The organism is Teredinibacter haidensis, assembly GCF_014211975.1.
Classification (GTDB): Bacteria; Pseudomonadota; Gammaproteobacteria; order Pseudomonadales; family Cellvibrionaceae; genus Teredinibacter; species Teredinibacter haidensis.
On sequence record NZ_CP060084.1, the window covers coordinates 3314779 to 3326800 of the forward strand.

A 12022-nucleotide genomic window follows, 5' to 3' on the forward strand; every position below is an offset into this window, starting at 1 on the left:
AAGCAATGCACAACCTGACCATTGCCGACATTATTCGCAAACTAGGTGCGAAAGAATTTTCCAGCGAGGAAATTACCCGCTATCTACTCGACCGCATTAAACAGTTGGATAACACATACAACTGTTTTATAACCGTTACCGAGGATCTGGCCATCGCACAAGCCAAGGCGGCTGACCAGCAACTTGCCAGCGGCAGCGCACCAACGCTTTGCGGCGTTCCTTTTGCGCATAAAGATATCTTCTGCACCGATGGTATTAGAACCAGTTGTGGCTCAAAAATGCTCGATAACTTCGTACCGCCCTACAACGCCACCGTTGTACAGAACTATCTGGATGCTGGCGCGGTTATGCTGGGCAAGACCAATATGGACGAGTTCGCCATGGGCTCATCCAACGAAACCAGCTACTACGGCCCGGTTAAAAATCCCTGGAACACCGATTGTGTTCCGGGAGGCTCCTCTGGAGGCTCTGCCGCTGCCGTTGCCGCACGACTGACGCCAGCAGCCACCGCTACCGACACCGGCGGTTCCATCCGCCAACCCGCTGCACTGTGTGGCATTACCGGCATTAAGCCCACCTATGGCCGCGTGTCCCGCTGGGGCATGATCGCCTTTGCCTCTAGCCTGGACCAAGGCGGCGTTATGGCCCGCAGCGCAGAAGACGCTGCACTGATGCTGAATGTTATGGCCAGCTTTGACAGCAAGGATTCCACCTGCGTCGATGAGCCCCTCAGCGACTACACCGCCACGCTGAATGAGTCATTGGCAGGCATCACTATCGGCGTCCCAGAGGAATATTTTGGCGAAGGCTTAGATGCCGGTACCCAGGCGGCCGTTGAGGCCGCGATTAAAGAGTACGAAAAAGCCGGGGCGACCATTAAAACAATCTCCCTACCCCATACCCATCTGGCCGTTCCCGCCTACTACGTGATTGCTCCAGCGGAGTGTTCAGCCAACCTATCGCGCTTCGATGGCGTTCGCTATGGCTATCGCTGTGACAACCCGAAAGACCTAGAAGACCTTTACAAACGCTCTAGGGGCGAAGGTTTTGGCGACGAAGTAAAACGTCGTATCCTAGTGGGAACCTACTGCCTCTCAGCCGGTTATTACGATGCTTACTACGGTAAAGCTCAGCAAGTGCGCCGTCTGATCAAGCAGGATTTTGTCGATGCATTTAAAGACGTAGACGTCATTCTCGGGCCAACCTCCCCATCACCCGCCTTTGAATTCGGCGCAAAAAGTGACGACCCGGTCGCCATGTACCTGGAGGATATCTATACCATCGCCACCAACCTGGCCGGCTTACCCGGTATGTCGATCCCCTGTGGGCTGGTCGACAACAAACCCGTGGGTCTGCAACTAATCGGCAATTATTTTGCCGAAGGCAAGCTGCTTAACCTAGCGCATCAATTCCAGCAGGCAACGGACTTCCACACCCTTGCCCCAGCATCCATCGCATAAGAGGAATAACATTATGGAATGGGAAACGGTAATCGGGCTGGAAATTCATGTTCAGCTGGCCACCAACACCAAAATTTTTTCCGGTTCGAGTATCGCCTTTGGCGCCGAGCCCAACACCCAGGCCTGCGCTATTGACTTGGCGATGCCCGGCACTCTGCCGGTCGCCAACGAACAGGCCTTCCGCTACGCCACCATGTTTGGCCTAGCGGTAGATGCTGAAATTGGCAAACGCTCGGTGTTCGAACGCAAAAACTATTTTTACCCTGATTTGCCCAAAGGCTACCAAACGACCCAGCTGGAGAAGCCAATCGTCGGCCCCGGCCATATCGATATCCAACTCGAAGACGGTACAGAAAAGCGTGTACGCATCCACCACGCCCACCTGGAAGAAGATGCCGGAAAATCCCTGCATGAAGACTTTCATGGGATGACGGGGATCGACCTGAATCGCGCGGGTACCCCGCTGATCGAAGTGGTAACCGAACCGGATATGCGCAACTCGGAAGAAGCCGTCGCCTTTGCCCGCAAACTGCACGCCCTCGTTACCTCTCTGGGTATCTGTGATGGTGAGATGTCCCAAGGCTCCATGCGTTTCGACGTTAACATTTCCGTTCGTTTAAAAGGCCAAGAAGAGCTCGGCACCCGCACAGAAACCAAAAACCTTAACTCCTTCCGTTTTATGGAACGCTGCATTCATCAGGAAGTCGAGCGCCAGATCGAAGTGTTGGAAGATGGCGGCAAAATCACTCAAGAAACACGCCTGTACGATGGCGATACCCACACGGCCAGAGCGATGCGATCAAAAGAAGAAGCTAACGATTACCGCTACTTCCCCTGCCCTGACCTACTCCCGGTTATCATCGACGACGATTATATTGAAGCACTGCGCAAGGCGTTACCGGAACTGCCGGATGCCCGCCAGAGCCGCTTCGAAGACACCTACGGCCTGTCTGCCTACGATGCAGGCAGTCTTAGCGGTGATTCGGCCACAGCGGCATTCTTCGAAAAGACCACCGCCACCTGCGGCGATGCCAAGCTGGCCGCGAACTGGATTATGGGCGAAGTATCGGCACGCCTTAATGCCGACGAGATCAGTATTGCCGATGGCAAGATCGCGGCCGAAAACCTCGGCGGCTTGATTACTCGTATTAAAGATCAGACCATCTCCAACAAAATCGCCAAGCAGGTTTTTGAAGCCATGTGGAACGGTGAAGGCGATGCGGACACAATTATTGAAGCCAAAGGGCTAAAGCAGGTCTCCGATTCGGGCGCACTGGAGAAAATGGTCGACGAAGCGATAAGCAATCATCCGCAGCAGACCGAAAACTACCGCAAAGCGGACGAAGACAAGCGACCCAAAATGCTTGGATTCTTTGTGGGGCAAATTATGAAAGCGTCCAAAGGTCAGGCAAATCCGCAACAACTGAATGCTATTTTGAAACAGAAGCTGAAAGGTTAATATCCCGAGCGGTATATAGAGAAAGACGCTTTAAGCGGCTATCTTTACACCGCCCGAGCAATGTTAACAAAGAACAACGTTAGGCTTCGGCAAAGTCGACGGCTAACAAGCACCACTGGAACAGACAAATGTCATTAAAAAAAGATAAACAAAAAGTACTCGGCGAAGTCTTCGACGATGAGCGCGTGCGCAGCTTCCTTACGGTCGAAAGTCACGATGAAATGGATGTGGACTATATTGCACTGGAGCGCGCCTACCGCGGCATGAAAAGCGAAAACTTTTCCACTTTCGTCAAATTTTTCGTCGAAGAAGGCCGTAATATCAATGCAAAAAACCCTCAAGGCAAAACCCTGTTGCAAGTCATTAGCGATCACCGTTTAGGCCGAGACTATATAAAAACGCTGGAAGCTGCAGGCGCCAAGTTCTAATGATAAACCCAATGCCCAGAAATAATTTAATCACTGGTGCCAACTATTTTTTTGAAGGCGTTAAATTACTCTGGCACCCCCAATTGAGAGCCTACACATTGGTGCCCCTGGTGGTGAATATTATTTTATTCGCCATCCTTACCAGTGTGCTTATTTCCTACCTTGGAATGTTTTCCGATGGTTTTGCCATTGAGGTTACCGACTGGTTGCGACCGGCAGTCGATTTTTTACTGGCGCTATTGGGCGTTATTCTGGTGGCGCTTATTCTTATTATCTACGCCTACAGCTTTAACGTCATCACCAACTTGATCGCAGCCCCCTTTTACGGACTGCTAGCAGAAAAGGCCGAAGAAATTTTAAGTGGTAAAAAACCACCACCAGAACCTCTTAGCCATATGATTCCCCGGGTCCTAAAGCGCGAAATCAAAAAACTGCTCTATTTTATTTTTCGCGGCCTTTTGGTCATGCTGATTATGCTGCTGATAGGACTGGTTATCCCTTTTGGCGGGTTTCTCGCACCACTTATAGGCCTGGGTTGGAGCGCCTGGTGCATGACCATTCAATACGCCGACTATCCTGCAGACAACAACCGCTGCTCTTTTACACGGGTGCGAACCAAATTGTCCAGCTCGCTGTACAGCAGCTTTGGCTTTGGCGGCATGATTACCGCCTGTAGTGTCATTCCCATTTTGAATATTTTTGCTATGCCTGCAGCGGTAACGGGCGGAACGATTTTTTGGCTTAATGAGCTGAGCGACGAAAGCGCCGAATAGCTCCACGGGGGCGCTCTGACCTAATCATCCCCCATCACAATATCACCACCAGCATCTTTCGCCCTGTGCAGACAGACACTGGCCTGGGAGAGCATTTCATCAATATCTTCTGCCAACTCACTGGTAACACCGGCGCTAAAGGTAATGCTTACACTCTCATCACCAAAACATTCCGGCTGCTCTTCCACCAACTCTCGCACCCGATCAACAAAGGCCATGGCCCTTTCATTCCCCAACCCCGGCAGCAACGCAAAAAACTCCTGCCCTCCCGCACGAGCTAATAAAAAGCGCTCAAACGATTGGTTCAAATTGCCCGCTACTCGCTGCATGACCAAATTGCCAAAATCGTGACCGTAGCGCTCATTAATCGATTTGAAGTTATCTAAATCGATTACCGCAACAGAAATAGGTGCTCCGCTCTGCACGGCCTTGTCACGTAGAATCGCACCCTGCTCAAAAAAGTACTTCCGGTTGTAACAGCCCGTCAGCTCATCGCGGCAGGCGGCATCTCGAACCTGTTCGATAAGCTCTATAAACTCGACGTGATGGGAGAGACGACAAACAAATTCTTCGTGATTAAATGGTTTGCGCAGAAAGTCGTTGGCGCCAATTTTAATAAACTTGGCAGACAAACTGCCTTCACCTTCGGAAGACAGTCCAATAATAATTAAATTCGATTTTTCGTACTTCCCTCGAATGGTTTTAATCAGCTCAAAGCCATCCATGCGAGGCATATGATAATCCGTGATTAAAATTTTGGTATCCGGGTTAGCGAGCAGTACCTTTATCGCATCGACGCCATTCTCAGCTTCAACCACTTGGTATAACTGCAACCGCAATAGCCCGCTTATAAACTTTCTCTGGGTGCTGGAATCTTCAACGACCAGAACCTTGACTTTCTGATTCTTAATCAAGCGATGAAGGACTGCCAGAGCATATTCGTAGGAGAAACGCCCTTCTTTGGTAACGTAGTCGACGATACCTTTTGCCAGCAACGTTTCACGCGTGCGCTCGTCAAGGCTTCCCGTGAAGACAACCGTGGGTAGCTTTTGGCTCAACGTATAATCGACTACTTCGCCGCCTGGGGCGTCCGGCAAACTTAAATCAACCAGGGCTGCAAAAAATTGATAATCGCCACTTCCAACCAATTTTTGTGCTTCTGCCAAACTGGCGGCGTAAACCGGCTGAATCATAGTGCTGCGCGCCAAAATATGGCGCAGCACCTTCACCACAATTGCGCTGTCTTCAATAACAAGAACGGTCTTCATATCGGAGGAGCCAGAGTAATTAAAAGGAGCGCCATCTAGCTGATGCCGCATCACCCTGAAGTGTAGACAATGGCGGGCAATCCCGGTGAACTAACTCAATTACTGAGCAGGGGGATTGGCTTTGCTGATCTAATCCAGCAAGTGTTCAGGCGGCTGCTCACAATGGAGCTTACGGCCGAGAAGCTCTTCAATTGCCGGCAGGCGGAACGCATCGTCCTCACAGGCGAAGCTGATCGATTTTCCGCTTTTACCCGCCCGACCAGTACGACCAATACGGTGTACATAATCCTCCGGCTCGTCGGGCAGAGTGTAATTCACGACATGGCTGATACCCTCAATGTGAATACCACGCCCAGCGACATCCGTTGCCACCAGCGCCTGCAGGCGGCCATTTTTGAAATCATCCAGCGTTCGCACGCGCTTGCCCTGTGGAATTTCGCCAGAGAGCAGGCCAACCTTAAAGCCTTTGTTGCGCAGACGTTCGTGTAAAACCCGACACTGATCGCGGCGGTTGGCAAAGATCATCAGATTATGGACATCTGGCTGGGTGATCAGATTCATAAGCAGGGGCAACTTTTCGTCACCCGAAACCAGATATACAATCTGCTCAACGGTATCGGTAGCAATTGATTCGGGCTCTATTTCTACAGTGATAGGCTCGTACACCCACTGCTCCGCTAGGCGTAGGACATCATCTGAAAAGGTGGCAGAAAAGAGCAGGGTCTGACGGTGAGTTTTCTGGGGCGCCATACGCACAATGCGTTTTACCTGGGGAATAAAGCCCATATCCAGCATGCGATCAGCTTCGTCGATCACCATGACTTCCACTTGGTCCAGGTACACTTCCCGTCGCTCACACATATCTAGCAAGCGGCCCGGTGTTGCCACCAACAGATCCACATGACGCGAATGCAACGATTGCAGCTGCTTACCGAAATCCATCCCACCCACTAGAGCGTGTACCTGCAAACCGGTATATTTGCCAATTTCGGTAGCATCTTTGGCAATCTGCATGACCAATTCACGCGTAGGCGCAATCACCAACGCGCGAGCCTCGCCAGCAAAGCGTTCTTCCGGTGCTGGCTGCCGCAATAAGTCTTCAAACACGGCAATTAGAAACGCCGCCGTTTTACCAGTGCCCGTCTGAGCCTTACCCAACACATCGTGGCCACTCAAGCTATAGGGCAGGGATTTGGCCTGAATGGGAGAGCAGTGGGTAAACCCTAGATCGCTCAAGGCACGATTAATCTGCTCCGTCAGCTCCAGCTCTTTGAAACCGACCTTTTCTTCCTTTTCGGTTTTTTTGGCATTGTCTTCAGCGCTTGCGGAAGGATTAGAATCGTCATTCATTGGCAGGGGATATCCCACAGGTTTTTAAAGGAGGTACGCTTTGTACACAGTCGCGACGGCATCTGCAAGTTTTTTGACCACTATCACTGGCTTGAATGGCCGCCCCCTGGCACTAACAACGCTGACAAAACGCCCTGTTCAATAATTCGCGTAGTTTTCCCAAGTCCTTATTGTTATCATGTTCCCGTCTTTTATAGCGACAATAATAACTATGCCACACGACAGTGATAACTTGCATTCGGAACCCGTTTACAAAGGTTGCTAGCGCGACCAAAACGGCGGCCATCGTTCAACTCAGGTAAGAGTCCATTCTTATGCACAATCGAATAATCTCCGTCATCGGTTTAGGCTATGTTGGCCTACCCGTAGCCGTTGCTTTTGGAAAAAACAAAGAAACGATAGGGTTTGATATTAATTCTGCTCGTATCGACGAACTTAAGAGCGGGGAAGACCGCACTCTGGAAGTCGAACCAGAAGACCTTGTTACCACGAATATTTTTTATACCTGTAATGCCGCAGACTTATCCAAAGCAGACTTCCATATTATTGCCGTCCCCACTCCTATCAACGATTCGCGTCAGCCAGATCTGAGTCCTCTAATCGGTGCATCAAAGACCATCGGCCCCCACCTAAAAAAAGGCGATATCGTAGTTTACGAATCCACCGTTTACCCCGGGGCAACAGAGGAAGATTGCGTACCCATTTTAGAGGCAGAATCCGGACTAAAATGCGGCGAAGATTTCTTCGTCGGTTACTCGCCAGAACGTATTAACCCCGGCGACAAAGAGCATACATTCACCAACATTAAAAAAATTGTGTCGGGGCAGACACCAGAGATTCTGGAAATTGTTGCCGACGTCTACAGCAGTGTTGTTACCGCTGGAGTATTTAAAGCCTCGACTATAAAAGTTGCAGAAGCCGCCAAGGTTATCGAAAACACTCAACGCGATCTCAATATTGCGTTGATGAATGAACTTTCACTAATTTTCGAGCGTTTGGATATTGATACGCTGGACGTGCTGGAAGCCGCTGGGACGAAGTGGAACTTCCTGCCTTTCCGCCCAGGCCTTGTTGGTGGCCACTGCATTGGTGTAGATCCCTACTACCTGACCCATAAAGCCGAAAAAATGGGCTACCACCCCGATGTTATCCTAGCCGGACGTATGATTAACGATGGCATGGGCGAGTTCATCGCAAACCAAGCGATTAAATATCTAATCCATGCGGGCAAAGTCATAAAAGGCGCTCGAGTCGCCGTTATGGGGCTCACATTCAAGGAAGACTGTCCTGACTTGCGCAACTCTAAGGTTATCGACGTTATCAAAGCGTTTAAAAGTTATGGTGTCGAACTGCTGATTCACGACCCTATGGCCGATGCGGCAGAAGCCTTTGAAGAATACGGTGTTGAACTTGTCGATGACAGCTCCATCAACAACATAGATGCGCTGGTCTTCACCGTTGCCCACCAACAATATAAAGCTATGTCATTCGATAATATTAAGGCAAGGCTAAACGACGACGCCGGAGTGTTCGACATCAAAGGCATTTTCGATCGCAAGACCTTTGCCGACGCAAAAGTCCATTTGTGGCGACTTTAATACTGCTATAATCCGCGCCCAAACCCACTTGCCAACCCACAGCAATACAATATGAAAATACTGGTTACCGGCGCGGCTGGATTTATAGGCCAAGCACTATCCGAAGCCCTGCTTAAGCGTGGAGATCATGTTGTCGGCATCGACAACATGAACGACTACTACGCAGTAGAACTAAAAACCTCCCGCTTGGCTCTGCTGGACAAATACGACAATTTCCAGTTCCAACAACTGGACCTCGCTGACAGAGAGGGAATTGACGCGCTCTTTGCCACCCATCAATTTGAACGGGTTATCAATCTCGCCGCTCAAGCCGGCGTGCGCTACTCCATCGAAAACCCGCGCGCCTATATCGATTCCAATATTGTTGGCTTCCTCAATATTCTCGAAGGCTGCCGCCACCACGAAGTTCCTCACCTCGTATATGCATCTTCCAGCTCTGTTTATGGCGCAAACACACTGCAGCCGTTCTCTGAACAACACAACGTAGATCACCCGGTTTCCCTGTACGCCGCCAGTAAAAAATCCAATGAGTTGATGGCTCACGCCTACAGCAACCTCTATAAGCTGCCCACCACAGGGCTGCGGTTTTTTACGGTGTACGGTCCCTGGGGTCGTCCTGATATGGCGCCAATACTATTTACCAAAGGTATTCTGGACAATAAACCCATCAATATTTTTAACAATGGCGAGATGGAGCGCGACTTCACCTATATCGACGACATTGTCGAAGGCGTGGTACGTGTGACCGATAAAATTCCCACTGCGGCTCCCGACTGGAATAGCGACGGACAAGATCCTTCCTCCAGCTATTGCCCTTTTAAAGTCTACAACATCGGCAACAACACACCGGTAAAACTGATGGATTTCGTGGGAGCCATCGAAAAAGCCCTCGGCAAAAAAGCCATCAAAAACATGATGCCCATGCAACCCGGAGATGTGCCCTCCACGTGCGCCGATGTCAGTGCGCTGGAACGGGATGTTGGTTTTAAACCCGCCACTAGCATACAAGATGGTATCGACCGATTTGTCGCCTGGTATCGTGAATACTACAACGCCTAATATCCTTGCAACGCACACCAACACGGCGATGTTTGTAAGAGCATCGCCGTTTCTGTATTAATTCGGGGTACATTTTTAGTGGTGGTTTATCCTATACTCCCGTCACACGCGAGAAAATAATAAAAAGACAGAAACACCGGAGGAACCATGAGCAGCCCATCCCATAAACAGCACACATTTTCACGTCGCCCCCTTGCCGTTGCCTTAAGCCTGGTGGCCGCTCAGTTTTCTGCCAGCGCATTGGCACAGGAAGGCACCCACCACAGGGCCCTCGAAGAAATTATCGTAACGGCGCAAAAGCGCACGGAAAACCTGCAGGAAGTCCCCCTATCCGTCGCCACAATCAGTGGTGAAAAACTTGAATCGGCTGGCATTGAAAACCTCAGTGATCTCACCGCACATATGCCCAGTATCCACTTTACCGAAACAGGCCTGAGCACACAGGTACGCGTGCGCGGCATCGGCTCGGATAACAGTCAGGGTTTTGAACAGTCGGTCGGCATGTATGTCGACGGCATCTACTATGGCCGCGCACAACTGTTTCGCGCACCGATGATGGATATGGAAAGGGCAGAGTTACTGCGCGGTCCACAGAGCACCCTGTTTGGTAAAAACAGCATTGCCGGCGCGCTCAACTTAACCACCGCGCGCCCCACAACCAATACTGAAGCACGAGTATCCCTGTCCCACGAGTTGGAATATAACACCACCGAAATCAACGGCATGCTTTCCGGCGCCTTAAGCGATACCGTGCAGGCCCGCTTGGCCGTTCGGAATCTGACAGACGATGGTTATATGTATAACTCACACCTGGACACGGACCAACCCGCCCGGGAAGAAACCAGTGCCCGGCTTACCCTGGCCTGGCAGGCAACGGATAATCTCGACCTGTCCCTCAAAGCTGAGCAGAACCAGTTCGAGACCACCGGCCGTGCCATTGAAATAACACAAGATGTCGCTGTAGTAGCGGGCAACCCGAATTATTACGAATACCTGCAAATCCTTAATAGGGAGCCATTCGACAGCGAATTGGACTATGTACGCCAAGCCGATACGGAAGAAGTCAGCGACAACACCATTAACAACCTGACCTTAAAAGCCGACTACGCTCTGGGCGATCACACCGTCACCTGGATTAGCGGGTTATTAAACTTCGACTACGAAGAACTTTGCGACTGCGACTTTGTTGCTGCCGAAATTGTACCGCTGCACCTCTCCGAAGATTACGAGCAGACCAGCCACGAAATCCGCATAGCCTCCCCCATGGGTAACACAGTCGAATGGCTGGCGGGCGCCTTCTACCAGGACTACAACCAGACCTTCTCTGACCAAATCGATATCGAAGCCGACAATCTTCTCGCAAGCACCAATCCCATACTGGCCGATACGGGCATTCGCCGCGACTTTGAGCAATCCTCATCCGCCTGGGCACTATTTGGACGCGCCACCTGGAACGTAAACGATGCGCTGCATATTACTCTCGGCGCCCGCTATACCGAAGAAAGCAAAGATGCCAGTAAGATTATAAATGCTGTAACCCTGGCAGACGGAATGCCTACTTACAACCCGGCACTCGGAGCCACCTATCAAGGTGTATTTCTGACGGAGAACGAAGCCGCCGTTGTCTCCGCCGATGGCACCCCCCTGCTACACCGAGGCTATAACGTTAAAGGCAGCCGAGACAAATCCGCCTTTACCCCACTACTAAATATCGAATACGACGTTAATGCCGATATGATGGTATACGGTGCTTTTACAACCGGTTTTAAAGCCGGCGGCTTCGACCCCCGCTCCAACCGTATTGGCCTCTTCGATTTCCGCGCCCGCAACCCAGAGCTACCAGCGCCTCCCGCAGAAGAAGCCAACCCGCTACTGCACTTCGAATTTGAAAACGAAACCGTAATCGCCTCAGAGTTGGGCATGAAAAACACCCTGTTCGACGGCCTGGCGGAACTGAACTTCGCGCTCTACCACACCAAATATAAAGACCTACAAATAAGCCAGTTCGATGGTGGCGTAGGTTTTAATGTCGGCAATGCGGAAGAAACCGTCGTAAAAGGCCTGGAAGTCGATGGCCGATGGCTGGTCATGGATAACCTCACAGCCTCCTACGGATTGTCGCTACTGGATTTTGAATATACCGATTTTAAAAACGGCAACTGCTATGTTGGGCAGACACCTGATGCCGACCTGGATGGCGATGGCACTGACGACACCTGTAACTACACCGGCAAGCGCGGCGTCTACACGCCCGATATGACACTCAATTTGTCGCTGGACTATTTCCACCCACTGACCAACGAGCTTGGGTTAGTGGCCATCTGGGATTGGCAGCATGTCAGCAGCCACCAGACTCACGTCAACCTCGACCCGGCGGGTGAGATCGACGCTTACGATATGATGGGCCTGCGCCTGGGTATTGAAGGGGAAAACTGGAGCCTTGGTGTACTGGCCAAAAACCTACTTGATGAGCACGTTATCAGCTATAGCGGCAACGCGCCGCTCTCCGACAGTCAGTTCGGCACCAACACCCACTACAGTTTTATTCGCCGCCCGCGAACAATTTCACTGGAAGCGGCCTACAATTTTTAATCGCTTAAATAAAGCCCATAAAAAAAGCCCCGCAA

Annotated in this window: 9 protein-coding genes; 7 read left to right on the top strand and 2 right to left on the bottom strand. The window is 50.9% G+C overall.

The window, feature by feature from the left end:
* Positions 1-5 precede the first annotated feature (5 nt).
* From gatA to cysZ, 4 genes are all read left to right on the top strand, one after another.
* Complete coding sequence (gatA, locus tag H5715_RS13230; protein ID WP_075187246.1) at positions 6-1460, top strand: Asp-tRNA(Asn)/Glu-tRNA(Gln) amidotransferase subunit GatA; 1455 nt, start codon at positions 6-8, stop codon at positions 1458-1460.
* Positions 1461-1473: 13 nt separating this feature from the next.
* Positions 1474-2919: an Asp-tRNA(Asn)/Glu-tRNA(Gln) amidotransferase subunit GatB gene (gene gatB, locus H5715_RS13235; protein WP_075187245.1), complete on the top strand. Its 1446-nt coding sequence runs from the start codon at positions 1474-1476 to the stop codon at positions 2917-2919.
* Positions 2920-3047: 128 nt separating this feature from the next.
* The gene (locus H5715_RS13240; RefSeq protein ID WP_075187244.1) at positions 3048-3347 is read left to right on the top strand and encodes a PA4642 family protein; all 300 of its coding nucleotides are present in this window, start codon (positions 3048-3050) and stop codon (positions 3345-3347) included.
* An 11-nt stretch (positions 3348-3358) separates the two neighbouring features.
* On the top strand, positions 3359-4120 hold the full coding sequence (cysZ, locus tag H5715_RS13245; RefSeq protein ID WP_075187299.1) for a sulfate transporter CysZ: 762 nt from the start codon (positions 3359-3361) through the stop codon (positions 4118-4120).
* Positions 4121-4140: 20 nt separating this feature from the next.
* On the opposite strand, the gene H5715_RS13250 is transcribed toward cysZ, so the two are convergent.
* Together H5715_RS13250 and rhlB are read right to left on the bottom strand one after the other, a co-directional pair.
* Positions 4141-5388: a response regulator gene (locus H5715_RS13250; protein WP_075187300.1), complete on the bottom strand. Its 1248-nt coding sequence runs from the start codon at positions 5386-5388 to the stop codon at positions 4141-4143.
* 129 nt (positions 5389-5517) lie between these two features.
* On the bottom strand, positions 5518-6738 hold the full coding sequence (gene rhlB, locus H5715_RS13255) for an ATP-dependent RNA helicase RhlB (protein WP_075187243.1): 1221 nt from the start codon (positions 6736-6738) through the stop codon (positions 5518-5520).
* 314 nt (positions 6739-7052) lie between these two features.
* On the opposite strand from rhlB, the gene H5715_RS13260 reads away from it, so the two are divergent.
* From H5715_RS13260 to H5715_RS13270, 3 genes are all read left to right on the top strand, one after another.
* The gene (locus tag H5715_RS13260; protein ID WP_075187242.1) at positions 7053-8336 is read left to right on the top strand and encodes a nucleotide sugar dehydrogenase; all 1284 of its coding nucleotides are present in this window, start codon (positions 7053-7055) and stop codon (positions 8334-8336) included.
* A 51-nt stretch (positions 8337-8387) separates the two neighbouring features.
* Positions 8388-9395: an NAD-dependent epimerase gene (locus H5715_RS13265; RefSeq protein ID WP_075187241.1), complete on the top strand. Its 1008-nt coding sequence runs from the start codon at positions 8388-8390 to the stop codon at positions 9393-9395.
* A gap of 147 nt (positions 9396-9542) precedes the next feature.
* Entirely contained in the window at positions 9543-11987 is a 2445-nt protein-coding gene (locus tag H5715_RS13270) for a TonB-dependent receptor (protein WP_075187240.1), read from the top strand.
* Positions 11988-12022: the final 35 nt, after the last annotated feature.

Coding starts and splice junctions, on each gene's coding strand:
- gatA (WP_075187246.1), top strand. CDS start 6: ATGCACAACCTGACCATTGCCGACATTATTCGCAAACTAGGTGCGAAA.
- gatB (WP_075187245.1), top strand. CDS start 1,474: ATGGAATGGGAAACGGTAATCGGGCTGGAAATTCATGTTCAGCTGGCC.
- H5715_RS13240 (WP_075187244.1), top strand. CDS start 3,048: ATGTCATTAAAAAAAGATAAACAAAAAGTACTCGGCGAAGTCTTCGAC.
- cysZ (WP_075187299.1), top strand. CDS start 3,359: ATGCCCAGAAATAATTTAATCACTGGTGCCAACTATTTTTTTGAAGGC.
- H5715_RS13250 (WP_075187300.1), bottom strand. CDS start 5,388: ATGAAGACCGTTCTTGTTATTGAAGACAGCGCAATTGTGGTGAAGGTG.
- rhlB (WP_075187243.1), bottom strand. CDS start 6,738: ATGAATGACGATTCTAATCCTTCCGCAAGCGCTGAAGACAATGCCAAA.
- H5715_RS13260 (WP_075187242.1), top strand. CDS start 7,053: ATGCACAATCGAATAATCTCCGTCATCGGTTTAGGCTATGTTGGCCTA.
- H5715_RS13265 (WP_075187241.1), top strand. CDS start 8,388: ATGAAAATACTGGTTACCGGCGCGGCTGGATTTATAGGCCAAGCACTA.
- H5715_RS13270 (WP_075187240.1), top strand. CDS start 9,543: ATGAGCAGCCCATCCCATAAACAGCACACATTTTCACGTCGCCCCCTT.